Genomic DNA, 16014 nt, shown 5'->3' on the forward strand with positions numbered 1-16014 from the left:
TTGCCACCACTCACACAAGGACTCAACAATGACTGAACACCCTAAGAAAGAGGACCTCATTCAGCGCCCCGACGGTTCTTATGTGGCCTATGACGACATGGAGCCACGTCAGCAGTTAGCACATGACTTGGTGATGCGCTTTTTCCCCGAAGCGGAGAAATGCAACGAAGGCTTGGCCAGGCTGAAGGCCGAAACGCTTTCGGAAATTGCCGCCTTCTCGGAAATGATGATGAACGATCACGGCGTTACGGTCGGCGGTGCCGAAGGCAATATCACGCTTCGTAGCATCTGCGGACGGTTTGCCATCCGCCGTGAAGTCGCCAAATCTGTCACTTTTGGGCCGGAACTGGAGGCTGCAAAGGCGCTGATCTCGAAATTTCTGGAAGAGGAACTGGAGGATAGTCGCGACACTGTGAAGGAGATCGTCGGAAAGGTCTTCAAACTGAACGGCAAAGGGCGCGTTGACACCTACGGCATTCTTGGTCTGCGCGAACACAGGTTCGAGCATCCGCTGTGGCGCCAGGCAATGGACGCCATTGAGAAGGCAATCATCAAGGACACGGCAAACACCTATGTGCGCTGGTATCGCGTCGATCCGCAGGAACCTGACCCGGCCAAGCGCGAAACACGCCTTCCCTTGGATATGGCCAAAGTCTGAACGCTGACTTTTCCCCATCTGAAACCAGTCTGACCCCGAAAGAAACCCCGCTGCACCACAAAGGAGCCGACATGTCGGAACCCACCACACAAGAACCCGTATTTGACTACTACGCCCTTTCCGCCAGCCACGCGGCCCTCACCGCCCCCCCTGTTGGGGCCTCGCTTTGCCTCAAGGACAGCCAGGGCCGCCGCTGGAGCGTCGAACTCCCTATCGGCCAGGCCCACGAGATGGAGCGCGCAGGTTTCGAAATCCACTGGATCATGCCCAACAGCGATCCTGCAGATATCGACTGAGAAGGAGCGCACCATGGCAATGACCAAGGATGAGATCCGCGAGGAGCTGAGAGGCTGCTTCAGCGCATACGTCACCAAGAACCTGCGCGATGGCATCATTTTGGGCGGAAGGTTGTCTGTCCTTGAGAAGGAAGCCGCATTGGCAAAGATCGGTGCAGAGGAATTTGCCGACCTCGTTCGGGAAGAGATGCAGAAACCCATGCGCCGGATGGAGGCCCAGCCCGCCATACACCCCGTTGTCCCGCTGGTCCTGGTGGAAGGTGTCGGCGATGAAACTCACTGACGAGCAGACCACGACCCTACGCCGCCAGATCTTTGCCCAGTGCCGGGAACTCGGCCTGGATCGCGATGCCCGCCACGGCATGCAGATGCAGGTGACCGGCAAGGCTTCCCTGACCGACATGAGAGAAACCGACCTGCTAAAGGTGGTCAGCCACCTGAAACAGGCCGGAGCTGGCACCCGCCCAGGCGGCAAGAAAATGCGTCCGCCCTCAAAGCACGGCGGTGTTCGCTTTATCCACGTGCTGTGGCGTCTCCTGGGCGAAGCCGGGGAGCTGGAGAAACCAGGCCGCGAGGGCCTGAACAAGTTCATCCGATCCCGGTTCAGCGCCACCTGGGGCGCCACCCTCGTGGACGTGGATGCCCTGCGCGATCATGACCAGATCAGCGACGTGATCAACGCCCTGAAGGCGTGGTGTCACCGTGCTGGTATCGAGCTGGAGGAATAGCCATGAAGCCCCCCCGCGTCTCTGTATCCGACAATGCCGTGATCCGTCACCTGGAGCTGGTGGAAGGGATGAATATCGCCGCCCTGCGTCGCAAGATCCGCCGCAAGGTCGAGTTCGCGATGGATTTTCCCGGAGCAAATGGCGTGATCAGCGGCGGGTTTTCCTACCGGCTCAAGGACGGCGTGGTCACCACTGTCATTCCCTCCAACGGCAAGCACAAGGGCGGCAGCCGCAAGCACCGCCGGGGGAAACGCTAATGCCGGAAGAGCTGGCCTACCCCAAGCCGCCTGCCCAGGTAGAGCCCTATATTGAGGCTTTGGGCCTGGAAGACACGCTGCGCTTCCTTGACGCTTTCGGCGGGGTGGAAGCTTACATTGCCAATCAACCGTCCGCGCGCTCGCGGGTCGTTCAGCTTGTTGGACTTCCAAAAGCGAAAATGCTGGCGGAGAACGGTAGCCGCCTGCAACGGCGGGTTCCGCTCGCCAAAGAATGGCGAGCTGCTGTCTATCATTCACAGGGCTTGCCAACTGTGGAAATTGCCCTCAAGCTCGGCGTAACAGACGTCAGCGTTCGGCGCTGGCTTAAGAAGCCTGGGGTTCGGAGAAAACCCGAACCGAACCAACTCCCCCTCTTCCCAGGCGTCTGACGCCCCTGCCCCACACATAGGTGCGGGTGTATCCGCTCCCCCCTGCCCGGCATTTTGATCCCTATTCAAACGGGGTTAAAAGGGGCCGAAAATGGGTATTCAAAATGGGAAGCTCACCGGGGTTGAATTCCAGGAGGCGCGTTGGATCGGCCCCGCAATCACCCCCGACATTGTCGTCCTGCACGACACCGCCAGTCGCCTTGAGGAAGGCAACGCAGCCAGCTACCTGAAAGACAACGACGCGAAGGTTTCGGTTCACTTTGTGATCGAGCGCGACGGCAAGGTTGTCCAGCAGGTGCCGGTCAACCACCAGGCAAACCATGCGGGCCGCTCCGAATATCACGGTCGCAAATGGTGCAATGGGTTTGCCATCGGCATCGAACTGGTGAACCCAGGCCGAATGCGCGCCGATGGGGAAGACTGGGCACGTACCTGGTACGGGGAGGCCTTCTCGCGCAGCACTCACAACATAGCGGAAGTTGCTACTGCTGAACACGGATCCGGCCTCTGGATGCCATACACTGAGGCCCAGCTCGAAGCCCTGCTGGGGCTTCTGCAAAAACTATTCGCGAATGTGTCCACGCTCAGAGATATCACCACGCATTGGTATGTTTCGCCGGGCCGCAAGGTTGACACGAACCCGCTATTCCCCCTGGACCATATCCGTTCGCGGATCCTCGGTCGCTCCGATCCCGCTGAAGAAGGCCTGGCAGAACAGGAAGTCCTGTCAGCCATTGACGAGATGGTGATCACCAGCACACCGGGTGACACCCTCAATATGCGCCGCTGGCCCAGCTTCAACCCCAATGTCGTTGCCCAGATCCCGGATGAAACCCGGCTGCCCGTGCTGTCTTCCGTCACCGTCAACGGTCGCAATTGGATCAAGGTTTTGTACGGCGGCGTCACGGGCTGGATCGTGGCGCGCTACGCCGACCCCATCATCACTTCCGAAACAAGCTTCTAGGAGGGCAGAGGCATGAAGAACAAGGACAAGATCCTGAATATCCTTGGTGGCATCGCTCCGACCATTGCCACCGCCCTTGGGGGGCCGTTGGCGGGCGTTGCAACCAAAGCCCTGGCCTCGAAACTACTGGACCGCCCCGATGCGACAGAAGAAGAGGTCGAGGCCGCAATCCTGGGCGCTGCACCGCAGGACCTCCTGAAGCTGAAAGAGGCCGACGCAGATCTGGAACGCCACCTGATCGACGCGGGCATCGAACTGGAGAAAGTCGCGGCCAATGACCGCGACAGCGCCCGGAACCGCCAGATCGCAACCAAGGACCGGGTTCCCGGTCTCCTGGCTGCCGTAATCCTGATCGGCTACTTCTCGGTGCTCGCCTATCTGATCACCTATGGTTTGCCCGCCGCCAGCGAGCAAATCCTCGCTTTGCTGATCGGTGCGCTCACTGCCGGTTTGACACAGGTTCTGAACTTCTATTTCGGCAGCTCTGTTGGGTCGAAGAACAAGGACGCCGTCATCGCCGGGATGAAAGGGGGTGCGGCATGATCAGGATCGCCCTGCTGACCGTCGCCATCGTTCTCGGTTTGGCCGCCCAGAAGGCTGGGGCAAACGCTGTAGCCTGTTTCGAAACCTGGGGCGAGCTGCGTTAATGGCTTTCGACCCGACCGTAACCATGGGCAACATTCTGGCGGGACTGGCTTTGCTGGTCTCGCTTTGCACCACGATCTTTGCCTGGATCGCGACCCGCCGCTCCAACGTGGAAGCACGGTTTGCCCGCGTGGATGAGCGGTTCAAAGAAGGATCTGACCGGATGGACCGGCAGGAAGGTCGCATCGCCCGTGTCGAGCAGTCCGTCCAGTCTTTGCCCAGCAAAGACGATCTGCACCAGATCGAACTGACCCTCGCCAATGTGGCCGGCACCATGCAGCGCATGGAAGCGGTGATGGAGGGAAACCAGAACATCATGGCGCGCCTGGAGACCGTCGTGACCCGTCACGAAGATCACCTGCTGAACAACCCACCACACAGATCCCCTTCTAAGTAAGTAGGACCGCCATGAGCTACGAAGATACCGTCCGCAAACATCGCCGTCTCGCTATTCTCCGCCATCTGGAGGCCTGCACGGACTACACCTCCAACGCTTCGATCCTAACCGACGTGTTGGATCATGTCGGTGTTGCCTCTACCCGCTCGCAGGTCATCACCGAATTGCAGTGGCTGAAGGAGAACGGCTTCATCACCACGCAGGTCAATGGCGATTTTGTCGTTGCGACGGCAACTCTGAACGGCGTGGAGATTGCACGGGGCCGCTCAACCCACCCGGAGATCCAACGCCCCAGCCCGAGGGCCTGACTATGCCCCCGCCGCGCAAAATTAACCTGATGCCGCCCGAGTTCCGGGACTGGCTGCACGAGGCCCTGCAGGAACGCGGGTTCAGCGGCTATGAACAGCTTGCCGAAGACCTGAATTTCAAGCTGGCCGACGCCGGGCTGGAGCTGCGGATCGGCAAGTCGGCGGTGCATGAATACGGCTCGGAATACCAGGAGTTCGTCAAATACCAGGAGCAGGCCAGCCAATGGGCTGAAAGCTGGCTGACGGACAACGGTCTGGAGGAAGAGGCACAGCGCCACAACGTGCTGTTCCAGATGCTCACCACCCTGGCTTTCAAGTCGATGCAAAGCAAAATGGGCAAGGACGCGGGCGAGATCGATCCGCGCGATCTGAGCTTCCTGGGCAAGATGCTGAAGGACGTCATGGCCAGTTCCGGCATCCGTGAAAAGCTGAAGGATGACGAGCGCGAGCGCATCGCGGCCGAGGCTCGCCGCCAGGCCCAAAGGGAAATGGCCGACCAGGTGGACAGCGCCGTTGCCGAGGCTGGCCTAAGCGCCGAGCGGGCGGCGCAGTTGCGCGAGATGATCCTGGGGGTGAAACGTGACACCGCAGGCTGAAGCCAACCTCGCACCCAAAAAACCGATCCTGTCCCGTGATGCGGAAAACCTGCCGAACGAGCTGAAACTCGGCACCGACCTGCCTGGGGATCTTGATCCACTGGCTGACGGCATCCTGATGGCGCATCAGACAGCCTGGCTCGAGGATAAGAGCGATCTTAAAATCGCTGAAAAAGGGCGCCGAACGGGCATCACATTTGCCGAGGCCCTGGACTGCGCAATTACCGCATCCACCAGCCGCACCGGCGGCGGTGACAACGTGTTCTACATCGGCGACACCAAGGACAAGGGCCGGGAATTCATCAGCTACGTCTCCCATTTCCTGAAGGTCGTGGCCGGAGAGCTGGCACAGATAGAAGAATACGTTTTCAAGGATCTGCGCGAAGACGGCACATCAAAGGATATTTCGGCCTATCGGATCACCTGCGCCAGCGGGTTTCGGGTCGAAGCCCTGTCCTCCAATCCCGCAAACATCCGGGGCCTTCAGGGCGTCGTGGTCATCGATGAGGCTGCCTTCCACCGAGATGTGCGCGAAGTGATCGACGCGGTGAACGCGCTTCTGATCTGGGGCGGCAAGGTTCGGGTGATTTCCACCCACAACGGTGTTCTGAACCCCTTCAACGAGCTGATCCGGGAGGCAAAGGCCGGAAAGAATGGGTTCAAGGTCCACCCCATCCCATTCAGCAAAGCGGTTGAAAACGGCTTGTTCAAGCGGGTCTGCTTGATAAAGGACAAGAAATGGTCCCAGGAAGCGCAGGATGCCTGGGAAAAGCAGATCCGCAGCTCCTATGGCTCGCGCACTGCCGCTATGGCCCAGGAGCTGGATGCCATTCCGGCCGAGTCGGAAGGCGCGGCCCTGACCCGCGTCCAGATCGAGGCCTGCACCCGGCAGGGCATTCCGTTTCACCGCTGGGCGCAACCAGACGAATTCAAGAACAAGCCCGATGATCTCCGCAAAAGGGCCGCGTTGGAATGGTGCGAAAAGCACCTGAAGCCGGTGCTGGACACGCTGAACCAGAACGGCAGGCACGTCATGGGCGAGGACTTTGCCCGATCTGGCGACGCGACCGACATTGTCATTCAGGAAATCACCGAGACATTGGTTCGCGAAACCAAGCTTCTGGTGGAGCTACGCAATATCCCTTTCGATCAGCAGCGGGATATCCTCTACTACATCTGCGACCGGCTTCCGAACTTCGTCAAGGGCGCCCTGGACAAGACAGGAAACGGCGCCTACCTGGCCGAAAAGGCCACGCAGAGATATGGCGGCGAGCGGATCATTGAGGTGAGCCTTAGCCGCGAATGGTACGCCCGCGAAATGCCCCCCTACATCGAGGCTTTCGGGGACAAGACCATCGTGCTGGTTGCGCATGTGGACGTGGTGCAGGACCACCAATCGCTCCAGTTCGTGGGCGGCATCATCAAGGTCCCTGACGATTTCCGCATCAAAGGTTCGGATGGGCTGAACCGTCACGGCGACAGCGCCATCGCCAGCGCCTTGGCCTTCTACGCCAGCAATCAGCCTTTCGGTGAAATCGACTACCGCGCCGTGAAGAGGCCACAGGAAGCTTCCGGCATGGCCATGACCAGCGCCGAAAGACTGGCCCGCAATCGTGCCGCAGACCACGCCGCCCGCAGCCCCTGGGCTGGACCGCTGGGCACCCGTATCCGAGGAGGGATTTAATGGCCGAACGCTACCAGCTTGTGGATCAGTATGGTCGGAAGTTTCAGCGCAAGCTGTTGACCCAGGAAATCGCCAAGGCGGAATTCGGAACCGTGCGGTCGCCGGTCTCAGGCTACCCGGCCGACGGGCTGGATCCGGTGCGCCTGGCAACAATTCTGCGCCAGGCAGACCAAGGTGATCCGGTCAGCTATCTGGAGCTGGCAGAAATCATCGAAGAGCGGGATCCCCATTACCTGGCCGTTCTGGGCACCAGGAAGCGCGCCGTGAGCCAGCTCGACATTACCGTGGAGACGAAAGGCACAACTGCGGCCCATAGCAAGCACGCAGACGTGCTGCGCGATTGGCTGACCCGCGACGAGCTGCAAACCGAGTTGTTCGACATTCTTGATGCGGTCGGCAAGGGCTACTCCTTTACCGAAATCATCTGGGAGCATACCGGCGGAATGACCGTCCCGGCACGTCTTGAATGGCGTAATCCGACGTGGTTCCGGTTCAAACGCGAGGATCTGCAAACGCCGGTCATGCTCACCAGCGGCGGACAGGAGGAAGACCTTCCGGCCTTCAAGTTCATCTTCGCCACCATGAAGGCGAAATCGGGCTTACCGTTGCGCAGCGGGTTGGCCCGTGTCGCGGCCTGGACCTGGATGTTCAAGGCATTCACCCAACGAGATTGGGCGATTTTCACCCAGACCTATGGCCAGCCGATACGGGTCGGCAAATACAACTCAGCCGCATCCGAAGCAGAGAAAGACACCCTCTTTGGCGCCGTCGCGAATATCGCAGGCGACTGCGCCGCGATCATTCCCGAGGGCATGTCCATCGAGTTCATCGAGGCCAAGAGCGCAAGCTCGTCAAACGACCTCTACAAGGAACGCGCCGTCTGGTTGGACGAGCAGACCTCAAAAGCGGTTCTCGGCCAGACAGCGACCACGGACGCCAAGACGGGCGGGCTTGGATCAGGCAAGGAACACCGCGAAGTCCAGGAGGATATCGAACGCGCCGACGCGGTGCAGCTTCGCGGCCATCTCAACCAGCAGCTGGTGCGGGCCTTCATCGATCTGAACTTCGGACCGCAAGATATCTATCCGCGCCTGAAGATCGGCCGACCTGAAGAGGAAGACCTGGTTGCCTGGACCGAAGGCGTCACGCCGTGGGTGGATCGGGGGCTGGAAGTCTCGGAACAGGAGGTGCGCTCCAAGTTTGGTCTCGCCGCGCCACAGAAGGGAGAGAAGATCCTGGGCAAAACGCCCGAAACCCCGCCGCATTCGCAAGCGCTCCCCCCGGAAGAAGGCGGCACCAGCTCTGAGAGCGAATTTAAAGGGGGTTTAAAAGGGGGAGGCGGGGTTTCCGAAGGGGAAGACGCGCTACAGGCCGAGGAGGCCCTTTCTGGGGCCTCTGAGGCGGCTTCGCCTGTTTCCGCCCTCACGGACAGAATGGAGCAAGAAGCTGCCCCTGCAATGCGCGGGATCCTTCAGCAGATCGAGATCATGATGGCGGCCTCCTCGAGCCTGGATGAATTGCGCGAAAACCTGCTGAGTGCATATTCCGAGCTGCGCGCTGATGCGCTTGCAGACGTCATAGCCCAGGGTATTGCCGCAGCGGTCGCAGGAGGCCGGGCCGTGACCGAGGAGGAAGCCGGTGACTGATCAGATCGCCGGGATCTTTCGCCAGCCGTTCACCGAGCAGGTGGCAGCGTTCCGGCTGCGGCTTGGTGACCTGGTGCCGACGCGCGCCTGGGATGATCTGCCCGGCGCGGCGCATGACCGGGGTTTTGCAGTCGCCGGGGCGGTCAAAGCGGATCTCCTGGCGGATCTGGCGGCCGCCGTGGATAGGGCCATCACCGAAGGCACCGGCTTTGAAGCCTTCAAAGAGGACTTCCACGCCGCTGTCGCCCGCCACGGCTGGACGGGCTGGACGGGTGAAGGAAGCGAGAAAGGCCAGGCGTGGAGGATGCGGACCATCTACCGCACCAACATGCGCACCAGCTTCATGGCCGGGCGCCTGGCGCAGCTGCGCAGCGGCAACTTCCCCTTCTGGGTCTACCGGCACGGCGGATCTGCAGAACCTCGGCTGCAGCACCTATCCTGGGATGGGCTGATCCTGCCTTCGAACCACCAGTTCTGGCCCTATGCCTTCCCGCCGAACGGCTTTGGCTGCAACTGCTATGTGGTAGGCGCCCGCTCCATCGCCGGGGCGATCCGCCGGGGCGGCAAGGTGGGCGTAAAGCTGCGCGAGGGGTGGGACGCCCCCCTGGCTGAAACCGGGGCACCCGCCGGGATCGATGAGGGCTGGGACCATGCGCCCGGCTCGTCGGTCGCAGATCTGGTGCAGGTCATGGCACAGAAGACCGTGAACTGGCCCTATTCCATCGCCCGCGCCTTCCTGGATGACTTCCCGGCGGTCCAGCAGGACGCCCTTTCCAGCTCATACCGCAAACTGCCATCCCTGATGACGGATCTGCGGCGCTATGCAAAGGCCGTGGAGGAAGGCCGCCAGGTGCAACCTGTCCGAACCATGGGTCGCCTGCCCCAGGTGCACCGCGCGCGCGTGAACGAACTTCTGGGGCTGGACCTGGAAAACTACCATTTCACCCTGGACGAACCCGCAGTCCGTCACATCCTGGCAAGTCACGGCAGCACATCGGAAGCCCTGCGCGGACAGGTGCCGATCAGCGCGGAAACCTACGCGCTGCTTCCAACCATTCTGGATCGACCCGACCTCATCGAGGAGGCGGGTCAATCCCGCGTCGGGCTGCCGGTGCTGAGGTTTTCCCGGAGGATCGGGCAGGTCACATACTCGGTCGCCCTGGAGGTACGGGGCAAGAAGCGGCGGATGCTTGCGGTTCAAACAATGTGGGCAAGGAGAGCTTCCGAAGGGTCCCCGACCTGAACGCCCGAACACGGTTCCAGGTTATGAGCCTGGCGGTCTGATGCCCCCTACGAAAGCAAGGAGAATATAGCCATGACCGGACGTATTTTCAACACCGACACGCTTGATCCCATGTTGGCAGCCATGCGCGAAGCCCTGGACGATCCATCGGAAGCGATGGCGGATCTGGGGGAATACCTGGTCAACGCCACCCAGGAACGGATGCTGAAGGGAGAGACCCCCGATGGCGCCCCCTTTGCACCGCGCTCGCAGGCCACCCTTGATCGATACGCCCGGCTCGGTCTGTCCTATGGTGCCCCCCTGAACCAGTCAGGCAACATGCGCGCCACCCTGTTCTATGAGGCAGACAAGGACGGGTTGGAATATGGCTCCAATGCGATCCAGGCGGCTGTGATGCAATTCGGTGCCGCCAAGGGTGCTTTTGGCACTGCCTCAAACGGGTCTTCAATCCCCTGGGGCGATATCCCGGAACGCGAATACATTGGCATTTCTGATGACGACCAGGACAACATGGTCCTGGATCTTGAAGAGTGGTTGCAGGCCGCTGCTGATGGTCGGGGTTGACCGACGCCACTGTCGCGTTCAACCTGTCACCAGCCCCTCCCCTTTCCCCTGTCTCATTGACCCGCACATAGGTGTGGGAGGAATTCGGGTTCCTGCACTGCCAGATTGGCGGGCATGGGAAATGATCTTGAAACCACCACAATAGCGCTGCAATCCGAGATCCCGACGGTATCCGACGGTGACGTGCCCGACTGGGTGCAGCTTCTGCCGTCGGCGGCTGGCGTGGTGCATACCAACGACAGCCGGGGGCCGTACAATGTAAGCAACGCTCAAAAAGTCATCGACGCCAGCTTTGCCCATGCAGAGAAGCTGCCGATTGACGAAAACCATGCACTGGATCTTGCCGCGCCCAAGGGGCTTCCTGCCCCGGCGCGCGGCTGGATCGTCGCAATGCAGGCGCGTGAAGACGGTATCTATGGCCGGGTCGAATGGACCAGGAAAGGCCGCGAGCTGCTGGCTGACCGCGCCTACAACGGGATTTCTCCCGTGATCACCCTCCAAAAATCCAAGGGCCGGGAAATCCTGGCCATCCCGAGGGCTTCGCTGGTCAACCGGCCAAACCTGCGCGGCATGGCTGCGCTTCACCACCAGGAGACCGAAACCATGGAGTTTCAGGAACTCGTCGCCAAGCTACTGGGCCTCAAGCCCGACGCCAGCGAGGGCGACATCAAAACCGAGCTGAATGCGCGCCTTTCCAACAACACCGATGAACTGCAATCGCAGATGGGAGAAATCGGCGTGGCCTTGGGGTGTGCCGAAGGTGCCAAGCCCGACGATATTCTGGCGGCGGCGAAAACCGCCGGATCGGACGAGAGCAAGGACGCCACCATCGTCGCGCTTCAGTCCACCGTCAGCAGCCTGTCGGCCACCGTGAACGCGATGCAGGAGGGCAAGAAAAAGTCCGCTGCCGAAACCTTCGTGGATCAGGCGATTGCAGACCGGCGCGTCGGCGTGCAGCCGAGCCGTGATCACTACATCGAGATGCACCAGGCGGATCCCGCGCGCACCGAGGCGATCATCAACGGCCTGCCCAAGCTTGATCGCACCGAAACCACCATCCTGCCGCCCCCGCCCAAAGAGGGGGAGGTTTCTCTCAACGCAGAAGAAAACAGCGTCGCAACCCAGTTGGGCCTGAACGCTGAAGACTTCGCCAAAGCTGACGGGGAAAGCTGATGACCGCCCTGACAAGTGACCGCAACACGCCGCAAGCCATCGGCGACAACAAGGTCGGCAAAGCCGCAGCCGCCGTCCAGATCTTCGCCGGTGCCATCGTCATGCGCACCGCGACCGGCTACCTGACCAAGGGGCAGACCGCCCTTAACCTGGTGGCTGTGGGTCGGGCGCATGTTCATGTGGACAACCGCCTTGGGGCCGATGGAAGCCTGGACGTCCTCTATGATCCCGGCACCTTCCGCTTCGCCAACAGCGCCGGTGCCGATGAAGTCACCATGGCCGACATCGGCCAGATGGCTTTCGTGGTGGATGACCAGACGGTTGCCAAGACCGACGGCACAGGCACCCGCTCCCGCGCAGGGTTCATCGAAAATGTTGACGCCCAGGGCGTCTGGGTCCGCTTCGATGAAGCGCTGACCAACGCAGGCTAAGGAGGCCGCAATGCACATCAACGCAAGCACCCTGGAAGCCGTCCGCAAGGGCTTCAAAGCGCATTTCAACCGCGGCCTGGGCCAGGCGGCCTCGCAGTACGAGCGCATCGCCACCGTGGTGCCCTCGACCACCGGGGAAGAAACCTACGGCTGGCTCGGCCAGATGCCGAACATGCGGGAATGGGTCGGCGAACGCCATGTCCATGGCATCACCGAGCACGGCTACACCATCAAGAACAAGGACTACGAGCTGACCATCGGCGTCGACAAGAACGCCATCAAGGATGACAAGATCGGCGTCTATGCTCCGATGTTCGAAGAGATGGGCCGCTCCACCAAGGCGCACCCGGATCAGCTGGTCTTTGGTCTCCTGAAGAACGGCTTCACCTCGCCCTGCTATGACGGGCAGAACTTCTTCGACACCGATCACCCTGTCCTGGATGAAAACGGCAATGAAACCACCGTTTCCAACACCAGCGGCGGCGGCGGTGCCCCGTGGTTCCTCCTGGACACCAGCCGCGCGCTGAAACCGATCCTGTTCCAGGAGCGGGAGAAGCCGAACTTTGTGGCCCTGGACAATCCGCAGGATCCCAATGTCTTCAATAACAAGAAGTTCATCTATGGGGTCGATGGGCGCTCGAATGTCGGCTTCGGCTACTGGCAGATGGCGCATGGCTCCAAGCAGACGCTGGACGCCGCCAACTACGAGGCCGCCCGGATCAGCCTGACCGGTATGAAAGGCGACCACGGCCGCCCGCTGGGCATCATCCCGAACCTGCTTGTCGTCGGCCCCTCCAACGAGGGCGCAGCCAACCGGCTCATGAAGAATGAGCAGATCAATGGCTCAGACAACGAGTGGAAAGGCACCGCCGAGGTGCTGATGGTTCCCTGGCTGGCATAAGGAGCTGAACAGATGAGCAAGGAACGCAAAGACCTCTTTGCCCGCGCGGCCGAGCTGGAGCTGTCCCCTGCCAAGAACATGCCCACCGACAAGCTGAAGGCCCTGATCGAAGAGGCCGAGGCCGCAGCAAAAACGGCGGGCGGCGGGGAAAGTGGCAGGGATCCCGAGACAGGACAGTCCGGAACCACCCCGGCCGTTCAGGACACTACCCCGGCTGCCGGGAACAGCGACGATCAGGGCGGCCAGGAAGACCAGGGCAAGGCCCCTGCCGAGCCGGAAGGCGTGGTGGTTGTCCAGGGGCCGGAGCGGGGACGCTGGCGGATCGGGCAGAAGTTCACCCGCGAAAAGACCCGCATCAAGCGCGCCGACCTTACCGACGCCGAGCTGGCGGCCCTGGAGGATGACCCGGAGCTGATCGTCTCCATCCTCTGATCCTTGGGGCGGCGCCCCGCGCGCCGCCCCACCCATCCAGAATTCCGAGGGCGCAATGGCCTATACCACTCAGGACAAGCTGATTGCCCGCTATGGCGAAAGCCTGCTGGTCGAGTTGACCGACCGCGCCGAAGTGCCGACCGGGCTGATCGATGCCGCGACGGTCACCGATGCCATCGGCGGGGCAGCCGCCCTGATCGATGGGCACCTTCAGGGGCGCTACACCCTGCCCCTGTCAGAGACACCGCCGCTCATCGAAGAAGTGGCGGAAGCCATCGCGATCTACAGGCTGCACCGCTATTCGCCCGAGGAAAAGATCAAGGACGAGTACAAGGACGCGCTCTCCACGCTGGGCAAAATCTCGGACGGAAAGATCCGCCTGCCCATTCAGGGCGTTGAACCCGCGACCAAACCCGGCAACGGCGTTCGCGTGACGGATCGGGAACGCCCGCTGACCGCAGCCAACATGAAGGGCTTGATCTGATGCTCGATGCGATTGTCGCCAGGTTGAACGATCAGGTGCCGGATCTGGATCGCCGCGTCGAACCCATTGCCGATCTGGTCGAAATGATGCGCGCCAACCGCTTGCCGGAACAGGCGACCGCCACAGTTGCCCCGGCGGGCATCAAGGGCGGCAAGCCCAATGACGGCACCGGGGTGTTCACCCAGGTACTGGGGCGCGGTTACTCCGTCCTGCTGATCGCCCGCAGCACCGACAAGACCGGGCGCAAGGCTCTGGATCGGATCGACCCCTTGATCACCGACGTGGCCGGGGCGCTTGCGGGCTGGGCGCCGCAGCCAGGCATCGGCGTGTTCCAGGTGGACCGGGGGCGCCTTCTGTCAATCACCAAAGGGCGGCTTCTCTACGAGCTGGTCTTTTCCATCAACACCGAACTGAGGGTAACGCAATGAGTACCGAACCCCTGCCCCAAACCGGCGGCAGCTTCATCCGGAAACCCGATGGCGGCCTCGAGCAGGTTGAAAAACCCGCAGCCGATCCCAAACCGGCCGCTGCGCCCAAAACCACCAAACCGTCCCGCAAAGGCAAGGAGGCGTAAATGGCCGCCCCGATCTACTGGCGCGACAAGCGCATCCTCTTCAAGCTGGAAGGCACCTACGGCACCGATGCCGCCCCGACAGGAGCCGCCAATGCGATCCTTGGCTATGATGTGACCTTCAAGCCGATGGAAGGCCAGGACCAGGAGCGCGATCTGGAACAGCCCGGCATGGGCGCAAATGGCACCATCCCGACGGATATCCATGCCAAGCTGGAGCTGACCGTGGATCTGAGCGCTTCCGGCACCGCTGGCACCGCCCCGGCTTGGGGACCGTTGCTGCGGGCCTGCGCTGTGGCTGAGACCATTACCGCTGGCACAAACGTGGTCTACAGCCCCATCGTCCAAGGCCAGGAAGCCGGAACCGTCCACATCAGTATCGGCGGCACCCGTTATGTCATGCTCGGCACCCGTGGCACCGCCGAGTTCATGCTCGATGCCCAGCAGACGCCCAAGATCAAGTTCGATCTGACCGGGCTGTTCACCCTTCCCACGGATACAGCCCCGCCCACTGTGGATCTGGCGTCCTGGACCGAACCCCTGCTGGTCAGCCACAACAACACCCCGGTGTTCACCATCGGTGGCACCAGCCTGGCCATGAAAACCGCCAAGCTGGCCCTCGGGAACAAGGTCGAGCCCCGTTTCCTTGTGGGGGCCGAGCGCGTCCTGATCACCGACAAGTCGGAACTCTTTGAAACCACCGTCGAAGCCCAGGATCTTGCCAACTTCAACCCGTTCCAGATGGCATCGGAGATGGCGAAGGTTCCCGTGGTTCTGACCCATGGCACCGAAGGCGGAAAAATCGCCACCCTCAGCCTGCCCACCGCGCAAATGCAGCGCCCCAGTCTCGGCCAGTCCCAAGGGGTCACGGAATGGCCTTTGCGCCTGGTGCCCCGCGCCGCCACCGAAAACAGCCAGTGGTCGCTGACCCTCACCTGATCCGAAGGACCTTTCCATGTTCAATGTGCTTGAAAACCCCACCTTCACCCGCCCGGTCCCGGTTCAGGTTCCGAAGGGCGATGGCATCGAGGAACAGACCTTCAAGGCCACCTTCAACGCCCTGGATGATGACGCAACCGAAGCCCTGGCAATGGCTGATGTGGAGGGCACCAAGGATTTCCTGCGCCGTGCCATCCTGTCGATGGATGATCTGTCTGACGAGGATGGCAAGTCGATCCCCTACAGCGAGGAGATCCGCGAGGCGGTGATCGCCCGTCCCTATGCCCGGATCGCCCTCATGAGTGCCTATCACCTCGGCATGAATGGGCTGTTGCCGGGAAACTGATCTGGGCCGGGCGGGCATGGGCGCGGGGCAAACTGTTCTCTGCCCCATCCGCCCGGCGCACAGAAGACGAGGACGCCGCCTCGCTCGGCATCCCCAGGGAGCTGATGAACGCAGCACGGCCTGGGCAACAGGAGATGGGCGGGGTCTGGCGGCACAACGTGGCGGCCGTGGAGGCCTTCCTGGAAGCCGTCACACAGTTCAACCACATCGCCCTGGCAAACGGCCGCACCCGCATCACCGGCCTGGACTACAGCCGCGCGCGGGCGGGCTGGGAACTCAGCGGCACAGATATGCCCCCGGACCTCTTTGCCAAGGTCCAGATGATCGAAAGCGGCGTGATTGCCGAGAGTAGCGGAACCTGA

General features: G+C 61.6%; 25 protein-coding genes. All 25 read left to right on the top strand.

Going from position 1 to position 16014, the window contains the following annotated elements:
- The first annotated feature begins 28 nt into the window (after positions 1–28).
- The 25 genes from PXK01_RS16575 to PXK01_RS16695 all read left to right on the top strand — a co-directional run bounded on the left by PXK01_RS16575 (position 29) and on the right by PXK01_RS16695 (position 16014).
- Positions 29–658: a DUF3164 family protein gene (locus PXK01_RS16575; protein WP_274860940.1), complete on the top strand. Its 630-nt coding sequence runs from the start codon at positions 29–31 to the stop codon at positions 656–658.
- A 71-nt stretch (positions 659–729) separates the two neighbouring features.
- Entirely contained in the window at positions 730–954 is a 225-nt protein-coding gene (locus PXK01_RS16580; protein ID WP_274860941.1) for a hypothetical protein, read from the top strand.
- A 13-nt stretch (positions 955–967) separates the two neighbouring features.
- Positions 968–1237, top strand: a complete 270-nt coding sequence (locus PXK01_RS16585) for a hypothetical protein (RefSeq protein ID WP_274860942.1) — start codon at positions 968–970, stop codon at positions 1235–1237.
- Complete coding sequence (locus PXK01_RS16590) at positions 1224–1682, top strand: regulatory protein GemA (protein WP_274860943.1); 459 nt, start codon at positions 1224–1226, stop codon at positions 1680–1682. Before PXK01_RS16585 ends, PXK01_RS16590 begins: the two co-directional genes overlap by 14 nt.
- 2 nt (positions 1683–1684) lie before the next feature.
- Positions 1685–1939: a hypothetical protein gene (locus PXK01_RS16595; RefSeq protein ID WP_274860944.1), complete on the top strand. Its 255-nt coding sequence runs from the start codon at positions 1685–1687 to the stop codon at positions 1937–1939.
- On the top strand, positions 1939–2328 hold the full coding sequence (locus tag PXK01_RS16600; RefSeq protein WP_274860945.1) for a helix-turn-helix domain-containing protein: 390 nt from the start codon (positions 1939–1941) through the stop codon (positions 2326–2328). Before PXK01_RS16595 ends, PXK01_RS16600 begins: the two co-directional genes overlap by 1 nt.
- Before the next feature lie 91 nt (positions 2329–2419).
- Positions 2420–3292, top strand: a complete 873-nt coding sequence (locus PXK01_RS16605; protein ID WP_274860946.1) for an N-acetylmuramoyl-L-alanine amidase — start codon at positions 2420–2422, stop codon at positions 3290–3292.
- A 12-nt stretch (positions 3293–3304) separates the two neighbouring features.
- Positions 3305–3835 (top strand): hypothetical protein, encoded by a 531-nt coding sequence (locus tag PXK01_RS16610; protein WP_274860947.1) that lies wholly within the window; start codon positions 3305–3307, stop codon positions 3833–3835.
- 103 nt (positions 3836–3938) lie between these two features.
- Positions 3939–4334 (top strand): DUF2730 family protein, encoded by a 396-nt coding sequence (locus tag PXK01_RS16615; RefSeq protein ID WP_274860948.1) that lies wholly within the window; start codon positions 3939–3941, stop codon positions 4332–4334.
- Between the two features lie 11 nt (positions 4335–4345).
- Positions 4346–4642, top strand: coding sequence for a VpaChn25_0724 family phage protein (locus tag PXK01_RS16620; protein ID WP_274860950.1), 297 nt, complete (start codon positions 4346–4348; stop codon positions 4640–4642).
- Between the two features lie 2 nt (positions 4643–4644).
- Positions 4645–5238: a phage protein Gp27 family protein gene (locus PXK01_RS16625; protein WP_274860953.1), complete on the top strand. Its 594-nt coding sequence runs from the start codon at positions 4645–4647 to the stop codon at positions 5236–5238.
- Positions 5222–6922, top strand: a complete 1701-nt coding sequence (locus PXK01_RS16630) for a hypothetical protein (protein WP_274860954.1) — start codon at positions 5222–5224, stop codon at positions 6920–6922. Before PXK01_RS16625 ends, PXK01_RS16630 begins: the two co-directional genes overlap by 17 nt.
- On the top strand, positions 6922–8568 hold the full coding sequence (locus PXK01_RS16635) for a DUF935 domain-containing protein (RefSeq protein WP_274860956.1): 1647 nt from the start codon (positions 6922–6924) through the stop codon (positions 8566–8568). The genes PXK01_RS16630 and PXK01_RS16635 overlap by 1 nt, the downstream gene beginning before the upstream one ends.
- Positions 8561–9811, top strand: coding sequence for a PBECR3 domain-containing polyvalent protein (locus PXK01_RS16640; protein ID WP_274860958.1), 1251 nt, complete (start codon positions 8561–8563; stop codon positions 9809–9811). Before PXK01_RS16635 ends, PXK01_RS16640 begins: the two co-directional genes overlap by 8 nt.
- Positions 9812–9883: 72 nt before the next feature.
- Positions 9884–10375, top strand: coding sequence for a phage virion morphogenesis protein (locus tag PXK01_RS16645; protein WP_274860959.1), 492 nt, complete (start codon positions 9884–9886; stop codon positions 10373–10375).
- A 114-nt stretch (positions 10376–10489) separates the two neighbouring features.
- Positions 10490–11548, top strand: coding sequence for a phage protease (locus PXK01_RS16650; protein ID WP_274860960.1), 1059 nt, complete (start codon positions 10490–10492; stop codon positions 11546–11548).
- Positions 11548–11979 (top strand): hypothetical protein, encoded by a 432-nt coding sequence (locus PXK01_RS16655; protein ID WP_274860961.1) that lies wholly within the window; start codon positions 11548–11550, stop codon positions 11977–11979. Before PXK01_RS16650 ends, PXK01_RS16655 begins: the two co-directional genes overlap by 1 nt.
- A gap of 10 nt (positions 11980–11989) precedes the next feature.
- Positions 11990–12880 carry a Mu-like prophage major head subunit gpT family protein gene (locus PXK01_RS16660; protein ID WP_274860962.1) on the top strand — a complete coding sequence of 297 codons (891 nt, stop codon included), beginning with the start codon at positions 11990–11992 and terminating at the stop codon, positions 12878–12880.
- A 12-nt stretch (positions 12881–12892) separates the two neighbouring features.
- Entirely contained in the window at positions 12893–13312 is a 420-nt protein-coding gene (locus PXK01_RS16665; RefSeq protein ID WP_274860963.1) for a hypothetical protein, read from the top strand.
- Positions 13313–13367: 55 nt separating this feature from the next.
- Positions 13368–13796, top strand: coding sequence for a gp436 family protein (locus PXK01_RS16670; RefSeq protein ID WP_274860964.1), 429 nt, complete (start codon positions 13368–13370; stop codon positions 13794–13796).
- Entirely contained in the window at positions 13796–14224 is a 429-nt protein-coding gene (locus PXK01_RS16675; RefSeq protein WP_274860965.1) for a phage tail terminator protein, read from the top strand. The genes PXK01_RS16670 and PXK01_RS16675 overlap by 1 nt, the downstream gene beginning before the upstream one ends.
- The gene (locus tag PXK01_RS16680; RefSeq protein WP_274860966.1) at positions 14221–14370 is read left to right on the top strand and encodes a hypothetical protein; all 150 of its coding nucleotides are present in this window, start codon (positions 14221–14223) and stop codon (positions 14368–14370) included. Before PXK01_RS16675 ends, PXK01_RS16680 begins: the two co-directional genes overlap by 4 nt.
- Positions 14371–15306, top strand: coding sequence for a phage tail tube protein (locus PXK01_RS16685; protein WP_274860967.1), 936 nt, complete (start codon positions 14371–14373; stop codon positions 15304–15306). It begins immediately after the preceding gene.
- A gap of 16 nt (positions 15307–15322) precedes the next feature.
- On the top strand, positions 15323–15652 hold the full coding sequence (locus PXK01_RS16690; protein ID WP_274860968.1) for a hypothetical protein: 330 nt from the start codon (positions 15323–15325) through the stop codon (positions 15650–15652).
- A 104-nt stretch (positions 15653–15756) separates the two neighbouring features.
- Positions 15757–16014 (top strand): DUF1799 domain-containing protein, encoded by a 258-nt coding sequence (locus tag PXK01_RS16695; RefSeq protein WP_274860969.1) that lies wholly within the window; start codon positions 15757–15759, stop codon positions 16012–16014.

The organism is Phaeobacter sp. PT47_59, assembly GCF_028890025.1.
Lineage (GTDB): Bacteria > Pseudomonadota > Alphaproteobacteria > Rhodobacterales > Rhodobacteraceae > Phycobacter.

Excerpts from the sequence above, each read along its gene's own strand:
- PXK01_RS16645 (WP_274860959.1), top strand. The coding sequence starts at position 9,884 with ATGACCGGACGTATTTTCAACACCGACACGCTTGATCCCATGTTGGCA.
- PXK01_RS16620 (WP_274860950.1), top strand. The coding sequence starts at position 4,346 with ATGAGCTACGAAGATACCGTCCGCAAACATCGCCGTCTCGCTATTCTC.
- PXK01_RS16685 (WP_274860967.1), top strand. The coding sequence starts at position 14,371 with ATGGCCGCCCCGATCTACTGGCGCGACAAGCGCATCCTCTTCAAGCTG.
- PXK01_RS16690 (WP_274860968.1), top strand. The coding sequence starts at position 15,323 with ATGTTCAATGTGCTTGAAAACCCCACCTTCACCCGCCCGGTCCCGGTT.
- PXK01_RS16660 (WP_274860962.1), top strand. The coding sequence starts at position 11,990 with ATGCACATCAACGCAAGCACCCTGGAAGCCGTCCGCAAGGGCTTCAAA.
- PXK01_RS16680 (WP_274860966.1), top strand. The coding sequence starts at position 14,221 with ATGAGTACCGAACCCCTGCCCCAAACCGGCGGCAGCTTCATCCGGAAA.
- PXK01_RS16595 (WP_274860944.1), top strand. The coding sequence starts at position 1,685 with ATGAAGCCCCCCCGCGTCTCTGTATCCGACAATGCCGTGATCCGTCAC.
- PXK01_RS16655 (WP_274860961.1), top strand. The coding sequence starts at position 11,548 with ATGACCGCCCTGACAAGTGACCGCAACACGCCGCAAGCCATCGGCGAC.
- PXK01_RS16650 (WP_274860960.1), top strand. The coding sequence starts at position 10,490 with ATGGGAAATGATCTTGAAACCACCACAATAGCGCTGCAATCCGAGATC.
- PXK01_RS16695 (WP_274860969.1), top strand. The coding sequence starts at position 15,757 with ATGAACGCAGCACGGCCTGGGCAACAGGAGATGGGCGGGGTCTGGCGG.
- PXK01_RS16600 (WP_274860945.1), top strand. The coding sequence starts at position 1,939 with ATGCCGGAAGAGCTGGCCTACCCCAAGCCGCCTGCCCAGGTAGAGCCC.
- PXK01_RS16665 (WP_274860963.1), top strand. The coding sequence starts at position 12,893 with ATGAGCAAGGAACGCAAAGACCTCTTTGCCCGCGCGGCCGAGCTGGAG.
- PXK01_RS16575 (WP_274860940.1), top strand. The coding sequence starts at position 29 with ATGACTGAACACCCTAAGAAAGAGGACCTCATTCAGCGCCCCGACGGT.
- PXK01_RS16625 (WP_274860953.1), top strand. The coding sequence starts at position 4,645 with ATGCCCCCGCCGCGCAAAATTAACCTGATGCCGCCCGAGTTCCGGGAC.
- PXK01_RS16635 (WP_274860956.1), top strand. The coding sequence starts at position 6,922 with ATGGCCGAACGCTACCAGCTTGTGGATCAGTATGGTCGGAAGTTTCAG.
- PXK01_RS16615 (WP_274860948.1), top strand. The coding sequence starts at position 3,939 with ATGGCTTTCGACCCGACCGTAACCATGGGCAACATTCTGGCGGGACTG.
- PXK01_RS16580 (WP_274860941.1), top strand. The coding sequence starts at position 730 with ATGTCGGAACCCACCACACAAGAACCCGTATTTGACTACTACGCCCTT.
- PXK01_RS16610 (WP_274860947.1), top strand. The coding sequence starts at position 3,305 with ATGAAGAACAAGGACAAGATCCTGAATATCCTTGGTGGCATCGCTCCG.
- PXK01_RS16605 (WP_274860946.1), top strand. The coding sequence starts at position 2,420 with ATGGGTATTCAAAATGGGAAGCTCACCGGGGTTGAATTCCAGGAGGCG.
- PXK01_RS16670 (WP_274860964.1), top strand. The coding sequence starts at position 13,368 with ATGGCCTATACCACTCAGGACAAGCTGATTGCCCGCTATGGCGAAAGC.
- PXK01_RS16585 (WP_274860942.1), top strand. The coding sequence starts at position 968 with ATGGCAATGACCAAGGATGAGATCCGCGAGGAGCTGAGAGGCTGCTTC.
- PXK01_RS16590 (WP_274860943.1), top strand. The coding sequence starts at position 1,224 with ATGAAACTCACTGACGAGCAGACCACGACCCTACGCCGCCAGATCTTT.
- PXK01_RS16675 (WP_274860965.1), top strand. The coding sequence starts at position 13,796 with ATGCTCGATGCGATTGTCGCCAGGTTGAACGATCAGGTGCCGGATCTG.